The following is a 21,664-nucleotide window of genomic DNA, read 5'->3' as shown; positions in this document are numbered from 1 at the left end:
AGGGTTTCCCTGCCGGGTGTCACGGGAGGATGTTCTTTCTATATTTTGGTGGCTGCGGTCAGTAGTGCGATGCCACGCCCGCTGCGATTTTCGGCCTTCGAGGTGCCGGTCAGCCCCTGTTGCCTGCCTGCTTCAGCAGGCGCCCCACGACTTCCCGGAATTCCAGGTCGATGTCGGTGGCCCGATCGAAATATCGATGAAAATCATCCTGGGCGGCCCGGAACAAATCGTCCAGATAGGCTCGCTGGATGTCCGTCAGGCTCATGCCGTCCAGCGCGCGTTCGAGATTTTCCAGTGGTTCGACAAGCAGGTGCTGCCCTTGGGACAGATTGTCGCGACTTTGCTCTGCGATCTGCGTGAATATACGGCCGAATTCAGCCAGTTTTGGGAGACCATCGTTCGCCTCGAGGGGCTGACCATTCAGGGCCTCGATGTCATGAAGGCGCAGATCGGCGCATTCCGCCAGTGTAGATAGATGTTCGCACAGGCCTGATCGTCGTTCAGGCTCGTCGGTCGGCAGGTTATGAATCAGGATGGCGATGTGCGGGTAGGTGACGAGCGCACGGCTGCCGAACTCAAAGAGGTGTTCCGAGTCGCGCCGGGTGGCGAGCACGGAGGCCGCCAGCGGTGACAGCGGGCCATCGGTCGTGCGATCCAGCGGGCCGTCGTGGCCGATCACTCGTACTGCGCCGTTCAGATCCCAAGCCCCGAGAATACGGATGAACAACTCGGCAACGGCTTCATGGCTACCCAGTGTTGCGAGCTTGCGCAGGGCGTCCACCACGGTGCTCAGATCTCCGACCCTGCTGAAGGCTTTCTGGAACAGGACTTTTGCGGTGCTCGATTGGCGGGCGAGGGCATGGATCGCTTTCTGGCCGGCGACGATGTTGTGCAGCTTGTGGCGCAACTCATGGGCCGCAACCGGCTTCAGTATGTAATCGTCGCCGCCGGCCTCGTAGGCTGCAATCCGGTCGTCCGCGGTGTCGTGGGCGGATACGAAGATGACGGTCGTTGCGTCGCTGCCGTGCCGTTTGCGCAACGCCCTGCAGGTATCGTAGCCGTCCAGGCCGGGCATGCCGATGTCGAGCAGCACGACCGCAAAAGCGTCAGTGCTGGCGAGAAAGGCATCGCCGTTTTCGAAGGTCTCGACCGCGTAGTCATTGCCCAACAGTTTGCTCAGAATGAAGCGTTGCGGAGAATTGTCATCGACGATCGCAATACGAACCTTTTCACCCATGGTACTTCCTGGCCTCTCACGCCTTGATGTGGTTTTCGGTCGGGGCGCGAGCATGCGCTTACCTTACTTCAGCCGGTGCGAGATTAGCATGGAGATCCACCTGGGCGGGCCATGGTTTGCGCATTTCGGTGCTTGCTGATTTGCTGTTGGGGAGGCCGCATCCATGGCTATTGGGGGAGCGTATTCACAATAGGTGAGTCTTTCTGCATGCCGGGCGTTGCCAGACAGTTTTTCTTGTCATAATGATGAGCCTGCGAGCATTGTCTGGCGCGGATCTTCTCTCTGTGCATTTTGCTGGGGAGAAAAGCACAGCGAGAATTATTTAACGGAATGGGGCTTGGTAGTGGATTTGGGGTCCTCACCGTTTGATTTTTATCAACCGACCGGTGTTCTGACGGCGATTAGAATCTGTCCCTGACGATATAAAATTTTCATTTTTTCGTTTTTTGGATAAGCGGGTCTGCGTGGGCTTAATCGATGCAAATGAAGCTGGATCAGTGGTGCGAATTCCTGTCGATCGACGGGGATGTGCTGGATACCCTCAAGGAATTTCTCCCGCTCATCGAGGCCAATATCGATCAAATCCTGGATGTGCTGTATGCGAGGCTGAAAGCCAGCAGTGTGTCGGCGCGGGCTTTCGGCAATGAGGATACGCTCGTCAGGGCGCGGCGCAGCCAGAAGGATCACTGGCTAAAGCATGTCTTCGCCGGTAATTTCGACGACGATTATCTATCGGCGGCCCGGCGCATCGGCCGCACCCACCATCAGCTTGGCGTGGACCTGCGGCTCTACATGGGTGCCTACGCCATCGTGCTCAGCGAGCTGACCGGTATCGTTCAGGCTGCGATACCCGACAGCCGCGAGACGCGCCTGCGTTACATGAACGCGGTGACCAATGTGGTTTTCATGGATATGGGGCTCGCCACCTACGTCTATTACGACACCATGCTCTCCCACGTGGAGGAGATGGCTCACCAATTGAACATGAGCCTCGCCCGCGCGGGTGAATACCGAGACAATGAAACCGGCGAGCATATCGTCCGCATGAGCCGGATGTGCGAGGCTGTTGCGCTGTCTTATGGCAAGGATGAACGTTGGGCCGAGATGCTGCGCGTGGCGAGCCCGCTGCACGACGTGGGCAAGATCGGCGTCCCCGACAGCATCCTGCTGAAGCCGGGCCGGCTGACCTCCGACGAGATGGACGTAATGCGCCAGCACCCGGAGATCGGTGGCGACATCATCCCGGAGCATCCTGCCGAGGTGATCGGGATGGCGCGGCGGATTGCACTGACGCACCACGAGAAGTGGGATGGATCTGGCTATCCCATTGGCCTGCGCGGCAGCGAGATTCCGCTGGAGGGGCGCATTGCGGCAATTTGCGACGTTTACGATGCCTTGATCTCGAAGCGCCCCTACAAGCAGGCTTGGTCCAAGGAGGAGGCCATCGGCCACATTGTGGCCAGTAGCGGCACTCACTTCGATCCCGACGTGGTGCGCAGTTTCCTGGCCTGTCTGTCGAGCATTGACGATATCCAGCGCCTGTATGGCGACCCCGAGGGCAAGAGCATCCACCCCGAAACCGGCGCGGAGTGCTGCTGAGGCGCGCCGGATCACGCTTTCGCGGCCTTCACTGCGAGGATAGGCGCAGGATATCGCCGGGATAAGGCAAAGCAAATGGTATCTCCATGGGCCGCTGCTAAGCTGTCCATCAAGCGGAACGTGTTTGTCGTTCTGCAAGTCCTTTGAATGTTTCGACGAGGAGGAGACAATCATGAGCGAACAACAAAAGTGCCCGTTTTCCGGCATGCACGGCGCCCCGGCGACCGCAGGAGTGCGTTCCAACCGGGATTGGTGGCCGAAGCAACTCAACCTGGGCATCCTGCATCAGCACGCCCCGGCCTCGAACCCGATGGACCCGGGCTTCAACTACGCCGAAGCCTTCGGCAAACTCGACCTTAATGCGGTCAAGCAGGACCTGACCGCGCTGATGACCGACTCGCAGGACTGGTGGCCGGCGGACTGGGGCCACTACGGCGGGCTGTTCATTCGCATGGCCTGGCACAGCGCCGGCACCTACCGTACTGCCGACGGGCGGGGCGGTGGTGGCACCGGCAATCAGCGCTTCGCGCCGGTCAATAGCTGGCCGGACAATGGCAATCTGGACAAGGCCCGCCGCCTGCTGTGGCCGGTCAAGCAGAAATACGGCAACGCGCTGTCGTGGGCCGATCTGATCATCCTGGCCGGCAACGTGGCGCTCGAGTCCATGGGCTTCAAGACCTTCGGCTTTGGCGGAGGCCGTGTGGACGTCTGGCAGCCGGAAGAGGATATCTACTGGGGGCCGGAGACCGAATGGCTGGGCGACAAGCGCTACAGTGGCGAGCGCGATCTCGCCAACCCGCTGGCCGCGGTCCAGATGGGTCTCATCTATGTGAATCCGGAAGGCCCCAACGGCAATCCTGACCCGGTCGCCTCCGGCCGCGACGTGCGCGAGACCTTCGCCCGCATGGCCATGAACGATGAGGAGACCGTTGCGCTGGTGGCGGGCGGTCATACCTTCGGCAAGGCCCACGGTGCCGGCGATCCGAAACTCGTTGGGCCCGAGCCGGAAGGCGCGCCGCTCGAACAGATGGGCCTTGGCTGGAAGAACAGCCTTGGCAGCGGCAAGGGCATCAACACGACTACCAGTGGCATCGAGGGCGCCTGGAAGCCCAATCCCACCACCTGGGACAACGGTTATTTCGATACGCTGTTCGGCTATGAGTGGGAACTCGTCAAGAGTCCGGCGGGTGCCTCGCAATGGCTGGCCAAGGACGTCAAGGATGAGGATCTGATCCCGGATGCCCACGACCCGTCGATCAAGCACCGGCCGATGATGACCACCGCCGACTTGTCCCTACGCTTCGACCCGATCTACGAGCCGATTGCCCGCCGCTACCACAAGGACCCGCAGGCTTTTGCCGAGGCCTTTGCGCGCGCCTGGTTCAAGCTCACGCACCGCGACATGGGGCCGAAGGTGCGCTACCTTGGTCCGGAAGTGCCCGCCGAAGACCTGATCTGGCAGGACCCGCTCCCGGCAGTCGGTCACCCGCTCGTCGATGCGGCCGATATCGCCGCTCTGAAGGCGAAGGTACTGGCATCGGGCTTGTCCATTTCCGAGCTTGTGTCCACGGCCTGGGCCTCCGCATCCACCTTCCGTGGCTCCGATAAGCGCGGTGGCGCCAACGGCGCCCGCATCCGCCTAGCCCCACAGAAGGATTGGGAAGTGAATGAACCGGCGAAGCTCGCCCAGGTGCTGGCGACGCTGGAGGAAATCCAGCAGGGCTTCAACGGTGCGCAGGGCGGCGGCAAGAGGGTCTCCCTTGCCGACCTGATCGTGCTGGGCGGTTGTGCGGCCGTCGAGAGCGCTGCCAAGGCTGCTGGGCATTCCATCGAGGTGCCGTTCACTCCAGGCCGCGGCGACGCGCTGGCGGAACAGACCGATGCAGAGTCCTTTGCGGTACTGGAGCCGCAGGCCGATGGTTTCCGCAACTATCAGAAGCAGGCCTTCCGTGTGCCGTCGGAAACCTTGCTGGTGGACAAAGCCCAGTTGCTGAAACTCAGCGCGCCGGAAATGACCGTGCTGGTCGGCGGCCTGCGCGTGCTCGGCGCCAACGTGGGCGGCGCCAGACATGGCGTCTTCACCGCGCGGGAAGGGCTGCTGACGAACGATTTCTTCGTCAATCTGGTGGACATGGGCACCGAGTGGAGGCCGGCGTCCGAAGCTGTCGACACCTTCGAGGGCCGTGACCGCAAGACCGGTGAAGTCAAATGGACAGGCACGCGCGTCGACCTGGTCTTCGGCTCCAACTCACAGCTGCGGGCGCTGACCGAGGTGTACGCCCAGAGTGACGCACAGGGCAAGTTCGTGCGTGACTTTGTGGCGGCCTGGAACAAGGTAATGAACCTGGATCGTTTCGATCTGACCTGAGTGCCGTGCCATCCAGGCCTCAAGCTCACAGCAGCGTTTTCAGCAGGAGGCCGATGAGCGCGCACCCGGCAATGACATGAATCACGTTCGCCTTGAAGCGGAACAGCGCGATGGTGGCCCCGAGGGCGACGAGTGCCGACATCCACTCGAACTCGCCTTCGAAACCTTTCGGCCACAGCACGTGGTAGCCGAAGAACAGCGCCAGGTTGAGGATGACGCCCACCACCGCGGCGGTGATCGCCGTCAGCGGCGCCGTGAATTTAAGGTCGTTGTGGGTTGTTTCGATGAAGGGCCCGCCCATCAGGATGAACGCGAAGGACGGCAGGAAGGTGAACCAGGTGACCAGCGTGGCAGCGATGGCACCGGCCAGAAACAGGCTGTTCGGGCCGAACACCGCCTTCATGTAGCCACCGACGAAGCCGACGAAAGTGACGACCATGATCAGCGGCCCCGGTGTCGTCTCGCCGAGGGCGAGCCCGTCGATCATCTGTGGCGCCGTCAGCCAGCCGTAGTGGCCGACGGCGCCCTGAAACACGTAAGGCAGCACGGCGTAGGCGCCGCCGAAGGTCAGCATGGCGGCCTTGGTGAAGAACCAGCCCATCTGCGTCAGCGTATGGCTCCAGCCGTAGGTGGCCGTGAGCAGGCCCATCGGCAGCAGCCATAACAGGCTGCCCACCATGGCGACGTTCGCCAGCTTCCTCCAGCTGAAACGTGCATGCTCGGGCGTCGGCGTGTCGTCGTCGATGAGTGCCTGGCCGAAGGATTTGTCGGTCTTGCCGTGTGCGCCGCCGGTCGTGAATTTGTCGGGCGCGATGCGGCCGCCGAAGTAGCCGACCGCTGCCGCCGCGGCCACGATGGCGGGGAAGGGCACGTTGAGCGCGAAGATGGCCGCAAACGACGCGGCGGCAATGGCCCACAGCACTTTGTTCTTGAGGGCGCGGGAGCCGATGCGGTGCGCCGCCTGCATGACGATGGCGGTGACTGCCGGTTTGATGCCGTAGAACAGGCCGGCCACCAGCGGTATCTCGCCGAAGGCGATATATACCCACGACAGGCCGATGAGAATGAACAGGGATGGCAGTACAAAAAGTGAGCCGGCCACGATGCCGCCCCAGGTTCTGTGCATCAGCCAGCCGATGTAGGTGGCCAACTGCTGCGCTTCCGGGCCGGGGAGCACCATGCAGTAATTGAGCGCATGCAGGAAGCGTCGTTCCGAAATCCAGCGCCGGCGCTCCACCAGTTCCTGGTGCATGATGGCAATCTGCCCCGCAGGGCCGCCGAAGCTGATGAAGCCGAGCTTCAGCCAGAACAGGAAGGCCTGCCAGAAGCTGACCTGGGTGGGTGCTCCGTCGAAGGATGCGGGTTTGGCTGCCGGGGGTGTGTTCATGGTTTCGGATCTTTTTCGAAGGAGGCCAGGAGACCGTCAAAGAGGTGGCCGGCGAGCCCGAGGAGTTGATCGTCATCGCGGATGTTGTCGCGCAGGCCGGCCAGGGCGCTTTCGATGCCAGCTGCCTCGGGTGGCTGCACGCCGCCGATGTCCAGGAAATGCACCAGGGCGCCGAGGCGTAGCAGGGCAGGGGTTTCGAGGCCGAAGCTGACGAGCAGGACCTCGAAGCTCACCCGGGCGCCCACATGGGTGAAAGTGGCGCCGTCGAAGTCGAATCCCAGCGCATCGGCCGGGCAGTCGCCGGGCGACGGCAGCCACAGGATGGTGGCCTGCGGGTCGATGAAACGGAGGATCAGCCAGGCGCTGGCCAATCTGTCGACCCATGGCCGCTGGCGTGTCGCCCACAGACGGCCTTGGTAGTCCTGAATGTTCAAGCGGGTGATGGGGTGCTCGGCAGCATGCGGCTCGTCCGGAGACAGGGCCCAGGCCGCCCGTCGTTCGAGCTCTTGCAGGGCTTCATCGGCCTGCTTCTGGGCTTCGCCGGGGAAGAAGTCGATGGCCGCCAGGTTGCCGAAAGTCTTGCGCAGCTTGCGGGCCTGCTTCAGGGCGTCGTTCGCCATGTCCGGACTCAGGCCGTTTCGTGCAGCCGCGATGTCTCCAAGCAGTGCGGCGAAGTCGGTGCTGCGGTCGAACAAGGCGATGAAGTTGCCGTCGTCGGGCTCTTCAAGGCGAACGAGCAGCGCAGTTCCTTCTGCCGCTCGAATATCCGTCGCGACGGTGTCCAGCGCGTCCCGGCAATCCTCGCGTTCCGGCATCAGATAGACCCCATCCCGCAGGACGGCGGCACCCGATGCCTTTAGGTTGCGCCAGGCCCGCATGCGGGCGGTGGCGTTTCCGGTGGGCAGGCTGGTGATGAGTGCGATCCATACGCTCATTATCGAACTCTACGTTTTTGTAGAAATTTCTACAAATTCGTTCTTGGGGACACATAATGTTCGAGCTTTGAGTGCGTGTCACAATCTGCCCATTACGTTCGTTCCCACCTCTATGAGTTCTCGCTTCAGTCCGGGCGTTGCTGCCGCACTCGTCGCGGCATTGCTGTTTGGCGCCAGCGCACCCATTGCCAAGTGGCTGCTTCAGGCTGCCAGCCCCTGGATGCTTGCGGGGCTGTTGTACTTGGGCTCGGGAGTCGGTTTGAGCTTGTACCGCCTGGTGATCCATGCACAGCCTGTCGGACTCCAGCAGACGGAAGCCGGCTGGTTTGCCGCCGCGGTGCTGACCGGAGGGGGCATCGGGCCGGTCCTGCTGATGTATGGGCTGACCGGCATGCCGGCATCGGGGGCCGCGCTGCTGCTCAATGCCGAAGGCGTGCTGACCGCTCTGCTCGCCTGGGTGGTCTTTAAGGAGAACTTCGACCGGCGCATCGCCCTCGGCATGCTTGCGATTGCCGGCGGTGCCATCATTCTGAGTTGGCCGGGTGATGCGCGATTTTCGGGAGCCTTACCTGCGCTGGCCGTTCTTGGAGCCTGCCTGTGCTGGGCCGTCGACAACAATCTGACGCGCAAGGTGGCACTGGCCGACGCGACCTGGATTGCCGCCGTCAAGGGCTCCGTGGCGGGCAGCGTCAACCTGGGGTTGGGGCTATTGTTGGGCGCAAGAATGCCGGATCTGTGGTCAGTTTCAGCAGCCTTGGTGGTGGGGTTGCTGGCTTACGGCATCAGCCTCGTTCTTTTCGTTATCGGCATGCGTCATCTGGGGGTCGCCCGGGCTGGCGCGTATTTCTCCGTCGCCCCGTTTTTTGGGGCTGTCCTTGCCGTACTGGGTGGGGAGCCAGTTACTCTGCCGCTCCTTGCTGCCGGCGCCCTGATGGCGCTCGGTATCTGGCTGCATCTGACCGAAAGGCATGAACACATCCACGCCCACGAGGCGATGGAACATTCCCACGAACACATCCACGATGCCCACCATCAACACGTGCACGATACGCCGGTTCCCCCTGGTACTCGGCATACCCATCGGCATCGCCATGAACCAATGGTCCATGACCACGCCCATTTTCCCGATGCGCACCATCAGGGACACCGCCATTGACGCTGCCAAATGGCCGGCCTGACATGGCATCAACTTTGCACAATAAGCCTGAAGCTATTCGAAATAGCTCGAGAGCATAAGAAATGTCTGGTTATGGAGCAGCTCCGCTGAAATCCATGACACTTTCGAAATGGCGTTGTACAGGGGAGCATCAAAGGGGAAAGTATGGCCATCAAGTTCAAATCGATTCAGCATCGTATTTCTGCGGTTGCCGGAGCGTGTCTGGTCGTTTCGGTGATATCCACGGTTGGCTTCGGCGTGTATTCGTCAAGTGACACCCAGCAACTGGTCAGCGAACGGGTCAGCGGTCTGGTAAAGGAGAACACGCTTGCCAGTCTGAAAGGGGTTGCCGGAACCCAGGCCGGTATCATTCAGGCTAAATTCGACGTGGCGCTGGATGCGGCGCGGACCATGGCCCATGTCTTCGAATTGGGAAAAAAAGAAAACGGTTTGAGCCTGGGGCGTAATCAGATCAACGCCGTGCTGTTGAACGTGCTGAAGAACAATCCCGATTTCAACGGCACATACTCTTGCTGGGAGCCGAATGCGCTGGACGGCCACGATGAGCAGTTCCGTACCGGCCAGGCTGGTAATAATGAAAGGACCGGGCGTTTCACGCCCTATTGGAATCGGGACGCCAAAGGGAATATCGCCGTTCAGCCATTGGTCGAATACGACACCATGGACAAGCATCCGAACGGTGTCCTGAAAGGAGGCTGGTATATCGGCCCGCGGGACACCAATACGGAAAGCGTGCTCGATCCCTTTCCCTATATCGTCCAGGGTACCCAGGTCTGGCTGACCACGTTGTCGGTGCCGATCATGGTCAATGGCAAGTTCGTTGGTGTGGCCGGAACCGACTACAACCTGAACTTCGTCCAGGAGTTGTCCCAGCAGGCGGATCGTGGGCTGTTCAGCGGCAAAGGCGAAGTGCTGATTGTCAGCAACATGGGCCTGATCGTTGCCGACAGCGAAAAGCCCGAGATGATCGGCAAGCCCTTGCAGGAGTTGCTGCCTGGCAAGGACATCGCGGCCGTGCTGGACGATATCAAGACGGGCAAAGCGGATGCGCGCCTCGATGAGAGCACGGGTCTGATCACGGCGATGGCGCCGATCCAGCTCGGGCGTACCGGCAAGCCGTGGGCGGTGTTGATCCGGGTCAGCAAGGACGTGGTGCTGGCGGAAGCCTATGCGCTGGACAACAACCTCGCGGCCCAAGCCCGGGCGTATACGGGGTGGCAGGTGCTGGTTGGCCTGCTGGCGGCGGTGGGGGGCACGACTTTCCTGTGGTTCGCTGCCGCCTCTCTGGCCCGCCCTGTTCGTGAGGCCGAACAACTGGCCAACACTATTCGCCAGGGGGATTTTTCCAGCCGCGTCGAGAGTCGCTCCGACGACGAAGTCGGCCGTCTGGGCGTGGCCCTCAATGACATGGCAGCACGTTTGCAGGCCCGGGCCGATATCGCCGAACGAATCTCTCAGGGCGATCTGAATCTCCGGATCGACCTTGCTTCCGACCGGGACCAGTTGGGCATGGCCTTGCAGCGGATGCTGGACAACCTGAACGATGTCGTCGGGCAATTGCAGAACGGGGCGCGGGAGATCACCGCCAATGCCGAGCAGGTTTCGAATCTCAGCAATGAACTGTCGACGGGCGCCGCCCGGTCCGCGTCATCGGTGACTGAGATAGGGGCCGCGATGCAGCAGTTGACCTCCACAACGCGGGACAACGCCGACAATGCGGGCCAGGCGGACAGCCTTTCCAAGGCTGCGCAATCTTCGGCGGTGACTGCCAGCACGCACATGGGCGAAATGATCGCGGCAATGGGCGAGATCGAACAGGCCGGCGTCAGCATCAACGAGATCATCCGCGTCATCGACGAGATCACGACGCAGACCAATCTGCTGGCGCTGAATGCCGCCATCGAAGCCGCCCGCGCCGGAGAACACGGGCGCGGTTTTGCGGTTGTCGCCGACGAGGTACGCAACCTGGCGACGCGTAGCGCGGAGGCGGCCAAGCGCGCGTCCAGCCTGATTTCCGGCTCTGCCGAAAAGACTCGTCGTGGCGCGGCCATCGCCGATACGACGGCCACTGCGCTGGGTGAGATCGTCAACGCGACGACAGAGGTTTCCAACCTGCTGTCCGAAATCTCGCGAGCCTCGCAGGAACAGGCTTCTGGCTTTTCCGAAGTGTCGATCGGTCTCGGTGAGATCGATAGCGTAACCAATCGCAACAGCGGTGATGCCGAAACCTGCTCCCGGGCGTCGGTCGTGCTGCGTCAACAGGCGACGAATCTGGTTGGCCTGGTTGGGCGTTTCCGTATCCGGAGTTGATCATCCCGATCGTGCATGTCGTCGCACACGTGCGTCTCCGGCGGAAGGCGCTGCACGGCCTTCCGCCTTGGTCCTGCCTCTGTTTGGATTTTGCTGAATTTGGCAAAGTCAAGTAATTGCTCCATTTTCGTCGGCTTCCAATCGGCACAACATCTGACCCCAACAAAAACACCGTGTTGGGGGTACCTTCGTTGTCCGCCGCTACGCTTCAGACCCGCTCATTGACGCAGATCCAGTCGACCGAGTATTTGGCGGTCCCGGTGCTGTTGAATCTGCGTGCCTCGCTCCAGCTTCCCCTCGCGCCGGATTTCCCGGATGGGCCGGTTGCCTGGGTTTCCTGTGGGGGCAGCCAACCGGTTATGCAATCGCTGCCTTCTCTTAACGAGGGCGAGACGGCCTGTGTCATCGCCCTCTATGAGCAGGGCGCGATGGAAGAAGCCCAAGGAGAGCTGCAGCAAGGCCTGCCGCTCACGCCGGCGTGGTTGCGTGCAGCCCTGCGGCGTGGCGAATGGGATGACGCCATCGCTGTAGGCCCCAGGCTGCCCCCCGACGCCGCACAGCTGGCCGCTCAGTTCATGTACGCCGTTGCATCGGGGCGCGACGATGCAGACCACCTGGCCAGAACACTGCCCCCGGAGGCGGTCGACGTCGGGGAACGGGCCGCCCGACGATTTCGCGCGGAGGTTCAGGTTCTGGCGCTGGCAGATGATGAAGACGGAGGCACGCGGGCAAGCAGCGGAATGTCGGAATCCAGGCTTGGAACTTTGTGCGATGAGCATTGCCTGACTGCCTTTACGACACCGTCAGGCAAGCCTAGCGGCATAGCTGCGAACATCTTGCTGAAATGTTTCTGAGTTAGGCTCACAAATCAAACGCAAAAAAAGGTACTCACCCTGCAAGTCTTCTCTGTTTCCGCTCCGCGTCTTGATCGGCCCGCCCGCTTGGCGCACGCATACGATGCGTTCGAAGCCGCGCAGCGTGCCGTGCGCCAGTTGCCGACGCCTGCGCCCGTGGTGGTTTCTTGCCGGTGTCGCGCTGGGGCCAGGGAATTGCCGGCTTATGTGCGTGGGGGGGCCATTACGCCCGCATCGGGATACGTCTTTCAGGCAAAGTCCGTGGCATTCCATTTCCCGGTGGGGGAGCGAGACGGCGTGGCCTGCGTCGAAGTCCTCATCCCCGGGCCGCGCTGCATCTCCGTGAGCTACCGCATCAATGCCGAAGGTGTCGTCGCGGGCCTGACAACGGACGGGGTCACGCAACTGCTGCTGCACGTCAAGGGCAAGACCAGCGTTCAGGATTTCTCGCTGCATCTGGCAACGCTGGTCGAACGCGCATTCACCGCGGGAGATCTCATGCTGACCAGGGCGGCTACCGCGCCGCGCAGCAAAGCCGCACCTGCTTCCGTTACCCACACTCAGGATGTGTGCGCCGGGATGATTCCTGGCTGAGCACGGCTGAATCTTCACCCTTCGCCAGCCCTCTTATCCACCCGGTACTGCAGCTGGCCACGCCGTAGTTTGAGCAGGCGAGCCGCTGCGGACAGGTTTCCGTCGGTACGGCGCAGCGCCTCGGCGATCGTCAGGGATTCGATTTCTTCAAGTGCCATGTTCGCGTCCAGAATCCGTTCGATGGCCTGATGGACCGAAAGGGATGCTCCAGGGCCGGCTTGTGGAAGCGTGACGCTTGCCGAAGGAAAGGGGGGCGGGGCGGTCTCGGGCACCTGCTCGCCGCCGGAGAAGAGATGCTCCACGTCGATGCTCCCGTTGTTCTCCGCGAGGATAACCGCGCGCTCGATGATGTTCTCCAGTTCCCGGATGTTGCCCGGCCAGTGGTAGGCCCACAGCTTTTCGCCGGCGCTTTGGGTGAGGCCGGCGATGGTTTTGCCAAACCTGACCGAATAGCGTTTGACGAAGGTGTCCACCAGCAGCGGAATGTCCTCACGGCGTTCCCTCAGAGGGGGAATCTTGACCGGGAATACGTTCAGCCGGAAAAAGAGGTCTTCGCGGAATCGGCCTGCCTCTACTTCGCTACGCAGATCGCGGTTGGTGGCGGCGATGATGCGCACATCGATCCGGCGGACCTGGGTGTCGCCGACCCGTTCGAGTTCTCCTTCCTGAATCACGCGCAGCAGTTTTCCCTGCGCATGCAGGGGCAGGCTGCTGATCTCGTCGAGAAACAGCGTTCCGCCGCTCGCCCGCTCGAAGCGCCCCGGGCGTGACACGGTGGCGCCGGTGAAGGCGCCTTTTTCCACACCGAACAATTCGGCCTCCACCAGTTCCTGGGGAATCGCTGCACAGTTGATGGAGATGAAGGGGTTCTCCGCTCTTGGGCCGAGGACGTGCAGAGCCTTGGAGAAGCGCTCCTTGCCGACGCCGCTCTCGCCCGTCAGCAGGACGGTGGCGTCGGTCGGGGCGACGCGTTTGATCAGGTAGGCCACCTCGTTGAAGCTGTGCGACGCACCGATCAGGTCGGGCAGTTGCTGAGGGGTGTCCTTCTGCGGGTTTGGGGAAACAGGTTTTGCGCTACGCCGCCTGGGGGTGGAGATGAAGTGTTCGACCTGCAGGAAGCTCAGGTGGGATTCCGCGTCTTCGCATTCCTCCAGGGGCTGACCCACGACCCGGCAGCGGGCGTGTCCCATCGCCACGCACTCAACCTCGCGCCACAGGATAGGGCGCCCCATCAGCGCCGTTGTAAAACCGGTGGCGTAGCCGACCATCATCCAGCACGCAGGTGCGCCGCTGATGCCGAACTGGGCGCGGTGTATCTCGGCCTCCCAGGATGACTCCCAGTAGTAGTCACTCCAGAAATCCCCGGTTTCCTGGTTGAACTGGACCCGATCGACGGCCTGGTTCCGCACGAAGCCTTCCATCTCGCGCAAGCGGGTGCCGTAGGCGAGGGTCCTTTCCATCTGCCCGTCCTCGGCCGCGTGGAGGCGGCGGGCGTCCTCTGCGCCTTGCTGGTAGCCCAGGCGGGTGAACAGCTCGCGGGTGCTCTCGCCACCGAGGCGCTCCATCAATTCCCGCCGCAAGGCCGCCAGGGTGAAGCCGTGGATCAGCAGCATGCGCTGATCCAGCACCAGAATCTGGCCGCTGTCCGGGTCGAACTTGACGTGCCTGGAGATCTCCTTGTCATCGATCTCGTGGGGAATGAAGCGCAGGTGGGCAGCTGCTCGATGGGGCATGTAGCGGAGTCTCCGATATTCCGAAAACAGGTAATTTCTGTTTTACGAAATTAGATATTTTTGTTTTCAGAAAATTAAATTTTAGCGCCGCATCGACATAAAAGTAAAAATATTTATTAATCAATAAGCTGAAGTGATTTTCATGCTGTGGCATGGGGTTTGCGAAGTGAGAGGCAAGAGCCCGAAGTGGCCCACGTACTTTCATCCCAAAGGAGACCCCAGCTGTGTTGAGTCCTCAACCCATGCTCGCTGTACGCGTGCTCGAAACGCGCGAAGCCGCAGTAGATGTTCTGAGTCTTGTCCTGGCACCCGTCGATGGCGGGCCGCTGCCTTCCTACTCGGCGGGGGCGCACATCGACATCACGCTGCCCAACGGCATGGTCCGTCAATATTCCTTATGCAGGGCCGATGCCGGCTCCGGCAGCTATGAAGTGGCCATTCTTCGCGATCCGGCAGGGCGGGGCGGATCGGCGTGTGTGCACCGGGACATCAAGCCCGGCGATACGCTGGGCATCAGCCACCCGCGCAATCTGTTTCCGCTGGTTCCGGCGTCCACCTCCATTCTATTTGCGGGCGGCATCGGCATTACTCCGATCCTGGCGATGGCGGACGAACTACACCGCCAGGGCCGCGACTTCGAGCTCCACTATTGCGCCCGCAGCCCCGAGCGTGCCGCGTACCGGGACTTCCTGGCGCAGTCCCCCTGGTCCAGACTGGTCGGCTTTTATTACGACAGCGAGCCGGATCAAATCCGCTTCGAGGCCCGCCAGATTCTCTCCGGACGTGACGACGCTGCGCATCTGTATGTCTGTGGTCCGGAGGGCTTCATCCGCCACGTCCGCGATGCGGCCAATCAGGCGGGCTGGGGCGATGCCCGGGTCCATTTCGAACATTTCTCGGCATCCGCCGCGCCGCTGACGGGCAGCGGCGAGTTCGAGCTCATCCTGGCCCGCCGTGGCATCACGGTCCGAGTCGGCGCGCAGACGACGGCCGCGCAGGCGCTGCTCGATCACGGCGTCGACGTTCCCCTGTCCTGCGAGCAGGGTATCTGCGGGTCCTGCGTCCTGCCGGTTCTGGATGGCGTGCCGGACCATCGGGACGTCTTCCTCAGCGCGGCCGAACGGGACGGCAATCGCTGCTTCACCCCGTGCTGCTCGCGCGCGCACACGCCGAGCCTGCTCATCGATTTGTAAACGTGGCGGCCTCATCGCCACATGTCATTACCGGGCCTGTCGCCCGGGATTCACACCTGGAGAAAAAAATGGAGACAACACGAAGCGTCACGTATCTCAAGAACGCGTGGTATGTAGCGGCCCTGTCATCGGAGGTGGGGCCGGAAGACCTGTTTGCCCGCAAGCTCCTGAATACGCCTGTGCTGATCTACCGCACGCAGGGCGGAAGCCCGGTGGCGCTGCTGGATCGCTGCCCCCACCGCTTCGTGCCGCTCAGCATGGGGGTGCGCAGCGGTGATGACGTGGTCTGCAAGTACCACGGCCTGAAGTTCGATTGCAGCGGTGCCTGCAATCGCAACCCCCATGGCAACGGCCATATCCCCCGTGCGGCGCGTGTCCGCACCTTTCCGCTGAGCGAGCGTTACGGCTTCATCTGGATCTGGATGGGCGACGAGCCCGCCGACGAATCGAAACTGCCGGACGTCGGCCCGCTGACCGAAGGGCATCCCAACGGTGTGGGTTACACCTACATGCACCGGAAGACCTATTACGAGCTGATCACAGATAACGTAATGGATCTAAGCCACGTCGATCACCTGCACGGGGAGATCATCTCGACCCGCGGGCAACTGACGCCCCAGGTGCCACAGATCAGGGAGACGAACAGCACGGTTTCGACCCGCTGGGAATGGAAGCAGACCCCGCCGATCTTCATCCTGAACCAGTTCCTGCCGGAGCCTATGGCCGAAGCGCGGCATTTTGTCGAAGTGATATTCATGGCGCCGTCCACGGTCCAGTTGCAGATCGGCGCCACCCAGGACGACGGGGCCCTGGATCTCGAGCATTGCGTGGGGCAGTACGACCTGCACACCACGACCCCCGAAACGGACGGCACGACCCACTACTTCTTTGCGACCCGGAGAAACCACCTCGTCGAGGACGCCGAGTACAACGCCGCCAAGGTCAAGGGCATGCACGACGCCTTCGTGGACGAGGACGGTCCCTATGTCGATGCGCAGTACGTGGCGATCGGCAACGCTGATCTGATGAGCCTGAACCCGGTTCTGCTCACCAGCGACGTGGGGGCGGTACGGGCCCGCCGGATCTTGCGCAGCGTGATCGCCGATGAGGTCGCGTCTCTCGAAGGGGGCGCGTCCAGCTCCCAAGCCCTTGAGCACGCCTAAGCGGGGAAGGTGATCATGCGAATGAAGCTCATGGCAAGGGCGGTCGCCTGTGCCTCCGCGGGCATGGCCCTGTCCGCTCCGGCATTGTCCTTCAATATCGAAACGGACTCCCCGGACCTCGCCATTTCTTGGGATAACACATTCAAATACAGCACGGCCTGGCGCGTGCGTAGCGTCAATTCGAGCGTTGCGCCGGCGGGTACCGCCGGATTGACGCCGCAGGTCAATACGAATGACGGTGACCGCAATTTCGGGCGGGGGCTCATCTCGAACCGGGTCGATATCCTCTCCGAACTGGGGGTGCGCTATAAGCGCGACAGCGGTTTCCGGATCAGCGCGGCGGGGTGGTACGACGATGTCTATCAACACCACAACGACCGTAGCGCCGCCGATGCCCCCGGCCTGAACCAGACCGGGCCCTACGACGAATTCAACAAGCACACTCGTATTGCCCAGGGACGCAACGCCGAACTGCTGGACGCCTTCGTCTATACGAAGAAATCGCTGGGGGAGATGAACCTCAACGTCAAGGCCGGGCGTTTCACACAGCTTTATGGGGAGAGCCTTTTCTTCGGCAACAACGGCATCGCCGGTGCCCAGACGCCGCTGGATCTCGCCCGTGCGCTGTCCGTGCCGAACTCCCAGTTCAAGGAGGTGGCCCGGCCCGTTGGCCAGGTCTCGGTGCAGCTCCAGATCACGCCCGACGTGATCTTTGGCGCCTACGTCCAGCCCGAATGGCGCAAGTCGCGTCTGCCGGCGGCAGGCAGCTATTTCAGCTTTGCCGACTTTGTGGATGATGGTGGAGAAATCCTCTACACCCCCTACGGGCCTGCCAGGCGCGGAAAGGACATCGAGCCCGGCAATTCGGGGCAGGGGGGCATGCAGCTTCGCTTCAAGGCCGGCGACAGCGAGTTCGGGCTTTACGCGGCGACCTTCCACGAGAAGCTGCCCCAGTTCTATGCCCGCTTCAATGCCGGGGCCGGCGGCGTCGTGCCGCAGGATTACGTCATGGTCTATGGGCGGAACATCCGCACGGTGGGTGGGAGCTTCAGCACCCTCGTCGGCGAGACCAATGTGGCGGGGGAAATGTCGTACCGGACCAATATGCCGCTGGTTGCAGCGGGCAGCTTTGTCTTTCCGATCAACGATCCCGCTGCAGATGGCGACCGGAATGCCCGTTTCCCGAAAGGCGACACACTGCATCTGAATCTGTCGGCAATCAGTGTGCTGGGTGCCAATGCCTTGTGGGACGGCGCGTCCTTTATCGGCGAGTTCGCCTTCAATCGCCGGCTGCGTGTCACCGACAACCCCGAGGCGCTCGACCCCAATGCAACGCGGGATGCGGGGGCGCTGCAGCTCGTCTTCACGCCGGAGTATTTCCAGGTCTTGCCTGAGACGGATCTGCAATTGCCGGTTGGCGTGAGTTACGGCCTGTGGGGGCGCTCGTCGGTCAACGGCGTGCTGTTCCCGGCAGAGCATGGCGGCAGCGTGAGCATCGGGGCCAAGGCGGTCTACCAGAAGGCTTGGCAGCTGGGGCTCAACTACACCCATTACGTGGGCTCCGCGGGTTCCGTCGCCACGGCGACCGGCCTCAATTCCTATCAGAACTTTCATGGTGATCGCGATTTCGTGTCGCTGTCGGTTCAGCGCAGCTTCTGATCCCATCCCCGCCAAAAGAGGAATCCCAACATGAAGAGCAAAACAATGATTTGTCTGGCCGTAGCCAGCGCACTGTTCCCGTTTCAACTGGCCGTCGCCTCCGTTTCGGCGGATGAGGCGGCCCAGCTCAAGACGACGCTGACGCCCCTTGGCGGCGAAAAGGCCGGCAACAAGGACGGCAGCATCCCTGCCTGGAGCGGCGGCGGGAGCAGCAAGGTCAGTGGCCCCCGGGTCGGCGACATTCCGGTCAATCTGTTTCCGGGAGAAAAGCCCGCTGTACAGATCTCTGCATCGAACATGGCTCAATACGCGGGCAAGCTTTCCGAAGGCACCATGGCGCTGCTGAAGAAATACCCGGACAGTTATCACGTCAATGTCTTCCCCACCCACCGGACGGCCGTCGCGCCGCAGTACGTCTACGATGGAACGGCCAGGAACGCCACCGGCTGCAAGACGATAGACGCAGGGATGTCGGTGGAAGGCTGCTTCGGCGGCATTCCGTTCCCGATTCCCAAGACCGGTATCGAGGTGATCTGGAACTATATCCTCCGCATCGAACCCGAGTCTGTCGAATTCGGCTCAAAGAACATCGTCGGGACCTCGAACGGTGCGCGGACGATGGCCACGCGCACCGATAACTTCTTCCAGCATCCCTATTACTACAAGGACGGCTCGGCAAAGAACTGGACAGGGGAGTATTTCCTGCAGCGCTTCAACACCACCGCGCCCCCGTTCAAGGCGGGTGAATCCCTGGTTCTGCGCGACAGCATCAACGCCAAGCTCCCGCGTCAGGCCTGGCAGTATCTCGTCGGGCAACGTCGCGTCCGCCGGGCGCCTACAGTGGCCTACGACACGCCGGACTTCGTCTCGTCGGGTGCCAATTACTTCGACGAGGTCATGGGCTTCATGGGGCACCCGGACCGTTTCGAGTGGAAGCTCGTAGGCAAGCGGGAGATGTATATCCCGTACAACAACAACGAACTCGTCACGGCAAAGGAATCCGAAGCCTTCGACAAATTCCATCTGAACTCGAACAAGCTCCGGTGGGAGCTGCACCGCGTCTGGGAAGTGGAGGCCACCGTCGTCTCCGGCAAGCGCCACGCGGTACCCAAGCGCAAGTACTACTTCGACGAGGATACCTGGCTGCTGGTGCTGATGGACGGCTATGACTCGGAGGGCAAGCTGTGGCGAACCTCTGTCGTTCCCACCTTCTTCGTGCCTGCCGTGCCGGCGGTGCTGGCCAAGCCGGTGACCATCTACAACCTCCAGGCAGGGACGATGAGCACGGTGCAGGGGCTGTTCCAGGACGAAACCTACAAGGTGGTGTCCCGCAAGAATGAGTCGTTCTTTACCGGCGATGCCGCTGCTGCGGACGCCGATCGATAACGCGTATTGAGCCTTCTCCGGCTGGGTCGCGGGACTCCGGGCCCTTGATCCAGCCGGCTCTGCAGGGCGGGCAGGGCAGCACTCACAATCAGCCCTTCGTGATGAACGCCTTCACCGGATAGACCCAGCTCTCCGGCAGCTGGGAACTACCGCCAGCCATTTCAGCAGCGCGCCGTAGAGCTTGTCCGGGGCTACGGGCTTTGATACGAAATCATTCATTCCGGCCGCCATGCACCGCGCCTCATCATCGCTGAATGCATTGGCGGTCATGGCGACGATGGGGATTTCCCTTCCGCCCTCGAGCTGGCGGATGAACTTTGTTGCGCTTACCCCATCCATCCTGGGCATTTGCATGTCCATCAGTACCAAAGCGTATGTTCCTGGCTGGGCATCGCGAATCTTCGCCACGGCAATCTCGCCATCGTCAGCAAAGTCGCACACCAGGCCGATCTCTTCGAGCATCGCTTGGGCGACCATCTGGTTCACTTCGTTATCCTCGACCACCAATATCCGCGTGCCGGCATGGAGCTCCCGCAACTGCTTGGCCATCGCAGCCTCCGAAGTCGCTACGGATATGGGGCTGTCGCCGTCCGTCTTCCGCAGGCGCACGGTAAGCCAGAAGGTGCTGCCTTCATCCACAACGCTCTCCACGCCAGCGTCTCCGCCCATCAGTTGGGCCAGCCGCCGGGTGATCGCCAGACCGAGGCCCGTGCCGCCAAAACTGCGGACTGTGGATGCGTCAGCCTGCTCAAACGGAGTAAACAATCGACTCATCGTCTCCCGGGAGATGCCGATACCCGTATCGATGACTTCGAAACGGAGCACGACGCTGTCGCCGTCCTCGTGTTCCTGGAGGGTGCGTACGGTGACGGAACCCGTTCTGGTGAACTTGACGGCATTGCCGACCAGGTTGAGCAGCGCCTGAGTCAGGCGAGTCGAGTCACCCAGCAATCGGGCCGGCAGGCTCGCCACGTCAGTCTTGAGTTGGAGTCCTTTGGCGTCGGCCGCCTCGGCGACCATTGAGCAGACATTGAAGGGCAGGACGCGGACATCCAGCTCGTCTTCCGACAGCGTGAGCTTGCCGGCCTCGATCTTCGAGAAATCGAGAATGTCGTTGATGATCGACAGCAGGTGTCTGGCCGATGTCTTGCTGTTGTTGAGCCAGCCGAGCTGTTTCGGATCGGTGGCGCGGTGCGTCGCAAGCTCGATCATGCCCATGATGCCGTTCATGGGGGTCCGCAGCTCATGACTCATGTTGGCGAGAAAGGCGCTCTTGGAACGATTGGCGGCCTCAGCCGCTTCGGCGCGGTTGGCGAGGTCCAGCTGCATCGCCCCGATCTTGATGGCCATGCCGTTGAACGACCGGGCCAGATTGGAAAACTCATCGCTGCCGCTATCCTCGATCCGGTATTCCAGGTTCCCGTCGGCGATCTTCTGCGCGCCGTCGTGCAAGGGCAGCAGGCGTTCCCGCAATAGTTTGCTCAGATAAAGGGTGATCAGGATGGAGCCGATGCCGAGCGTGAAGGCAAACAGAATCACCGTGATGGACAAGCGTCGGTAGGTCGCTTCGACGCGCTCGTCAGTCGCGTTCTGCAGGGCCAGCGCTGCATTCTGCTGACCGTTGGCCTTCATCAACAGCTGGCTGTACAGCCGCCTGTCGAACTCATCGAGGATGAGCGTGTTGGCACCCGGGGCTTTCATGGCATCCGTGTTCTGCACGATCCGATGGAACAGCTGCGTTGCGTCGTCTGCATTCCTGCGCAACTGAGCCAGGAGCCGCTTCTCCTTGTCCCGCGTAAACTTGTCGGTAGCCTCGTCCAGCAATGCGTCGGCGATCCGTTTCTTCTTTTCCCATGAGGCCCGCAGGTGATCCTCGCGGAACAGGAAATACTGGTCTCGAAACGTGGCCCGCTGGAAATAGTTGTCGCTGAGCGCATTGGCCAGCCTCGCATTGCTTTTGGCGAAATTGAACTCACGAAATGCACCAACAAGAATTCCGCCTAATGCCAGCAGCGCCACGGCAGCAAGGGCAGAGAGGATCCTTAATTTGGCAGAAACGCTCATGGGAC

Annotated in this window: 15 protein-coding genes; 10 read left to right on the top strand and 5 right to left on the bottom strand. The window is 61.8% G+C overall.

What is annotated here, in order from left to right:
• Positions 1-109: 109 nt before the first annotated feature.
• Positions 110-1,237 carry a response regulator gene (locus tag AC1PPK_RS18075; protein WP_481114400.1) on the bottom strand — a complete coding sequence of 376 codons (1,128 nt, stop codon included), beginning with the start codon at positions 1,235-1,237 and terminating at the stop codon, positions 110-112.
• Between the two features lie 477 nt (positions 1,238-1,714).
• Between AC1PPK_RS18075 and AC1PPK_RS18070 the strand changes: the two genes are divergently transcribed.
• Positions 1,715-2,836 (top strand): HD domain-containing phosphohydrolase, encoded by a 1,122-nt coding sequence (locus AC1PPK_RS18070; protein WP_481114399.1) that lies wholly within the window; start codon positions 1,715-1,717, stop codon positions 2,834-2,836.
• A 172-nt stretch (positions 2,837-3,008) separates the two neighbouring features.
• Positions 3,009-5,204, top strand: a complete 2,196-nt coding sequence (gene katG, locus AC1PPK_RS18065) for a catalase/peroxidase HPI (protein ID WP_481114398.1) — start codon at positions 3,009-3,011, stop codon at positions 5,202-5,204.
• Positions 5,205-5,229: 25 nt separating this feature from the next.
• On the opposite strand, the gene chrA is transcribed toward katG, so the two are convergent.
• On the bottom strand, positions 5,230-6,591 hold the full coding sequence (gene chrA / locus AC1PPK_RS18060; protein WP_481114397.1) for a chromate efflux transporter: 1,362 nt from the start codon (positions 6,589-6,591) through the stop codon (positions 5,230-5,232).
• Positions 6,588-7,526 (bottom strand): chromate resistance protein ChrB domain-containing protein, encoded by a 939-nt coding sequence (locus tag AC1PPK_RS18055; protein ID WP_481114396.1) that lies wholly within the window; start codon positions 7,524-7,526, stop codon positions 6,588-6,590. The genes chrA and AC1PPK_RS18055 overlap by 4 nt, the downstream gene beginning before the upstream one ends.
• Between AC1PPK_RS18055 and AC1PPK_RS18050 the strand changes: the two genes are divergently transcribed.
• The 4 genes from AC1PPK_RS18050 to AC1PPK_RS18035 all read left to right on the top strand — a co-directional run bounded on the left by AC1PPK_RS18050 (position 7,504) and on the right by AC1PPK_RS18035 (position 12,461).
• A complete protein-coding gene (locus AC1PPK_RS18050) occupies positions 7,504-8,682 on the top strand; it encodes a DMT family transporter (RefSeq protein ID WP_481114395.1) in 1,179 nt (392 codons plus the stop codon). The genes AC1PPK_RS18055 and AC1PPK_RS18050 overlap by 23 nt on opposite strands.
• A gap of 165 nt (positions 8,683-8,847) precedes the next feature.
• Entirely contained in the window at positions 8,848-11,013 is a 2,166-nt protein-coding gene (locus AC1PPK_RS18045; RefSeq protein ID WP_481114394.1) for a methyl-accepting chemotaxis protein, read from the top strand.
• A 221-nt stretch (positions 11,014-11,234) separates the two neighbouring features.
• The gene (locus AC1PPK_RS18040; RefSeq protein ID WP_481114393.1) at positions 11,235-11,867 is read left to right on the top strand and encodes a hypothetical protein; all 633 of its coding nucleotides are present in this window, start codon (positions 11,235-11,237) and stop codon (positions 11,865-11,867) included.
• 261 nt (positions 11,868-12,128) lie between these two features.
• A complete protein-coding gene (locus tag AC1PPK_RS18035) occupies positions 12,129-12,461 on the top strand; it encodes a hypothetical protein (RefSeq protein ID WP_481114392.1) in 333 nt (110 codons plus the stop codon).
• 14 nt (positions 12,462-12,475) lie between these two features.
• Here the strand turns inward: AC1PPK_RS18035 and AC1PPK_RS18030 are convergent, their stop codons facing one another.
• Positions 12,476-14,194, bottom strand: a complete 1,719-nt coding sequence (locus AC1PPK_RS18030; RefSeq protein WP_481114391.1) for a sigma 54-interacting transcriptional regulator — start codon at positions 14,192-14,194, stop codon at positions 12,476-12,478.
• 242 nt (positions 14,195-14,436) lie between these two features.
• On the opposite strand from AC1PPK_RS18030, the gene AC1PPK_RS18025 reads away from it, so the two are divergent.
• The 4 genes from AC1PPK_RS18025 (at position 14,437) to AC1PPK_RS18010 (ending at position 19,595) form a co-directional block, all read left to right on the top strand.
• A complete protein-coding gene (locus AC1PPK_RS18025; protein WP_481114390.1) occupies positions 14,437-15,387 on the top strand; it encodes a PDR/VanB family oxidoreductase in 951 nt (316 codons plus the stop codon).
• A 68-nt stretch (positions 15,388-15,455) separates the two neighbouring features.
• Positions 15,456-16,550: a Rieske 2Fe-2S domain-containing protein gene (locus AC1PPK_RS18020; protein WP_481114389.1), complete on the top strand. Its 1,095-nt coding sequence runs from the start codon at positions 15,456-15,458 to the stop codon at positions 16,548-16,550.
• A gap of 21 nt (positions 16,551-16,571) precedes the next feature.
• Positions 16,572-18,209, top strand: a complete 1,638-nt coding sequence (locus tag AC1PPK_RS18015; protein WP_481118234.1) for a DUF1302 domain-containing protein — start codon at positions 16,572-16,574, stop codon at positions 18,207-18,209.
• Positions 18,210-18,239: 30 nt separating this feature from the next.
• Positions 18,240-19,595: a DUF1329 domain-containing protein gene (locus tag AC1PPK_RS18010; protein ID WP_481114388.1), complete on the top strand. Its 1,356-nt coding sequence runs from the start codon at positions 18,240-18,242 to the stop codon at positions 19,593-19,595.
• Positions 19,596-19,706: 111 nt separating this feature from the next.
• Here the strand turns inward: AC1PPK_RS18010 and AC1PPK_RS18005 are convergent, their stop codons facing one another.
• Positions 19,707-21,659, bottom strand: coding sequence for a hybrid sensor histidine kinase/response regulator (locus AC1PPK_RS18005; RefSeq protein WP_481114387.1), 1,953 nt, complete (start codon positions 21,657-21,659; stop codon positions 19,707-19,709).
• Positions 21,660-21,664 lie beyond the last annotated feature (5 nt).

This window comes from Zoogloea sp. JDB1 (assembly GCF_056724025.1).
The sequence above is the reverse complement of the archived record's forward strand: the minus strand, read 5'-3'. Positions and strand labels throughout refer to the sequence as shown.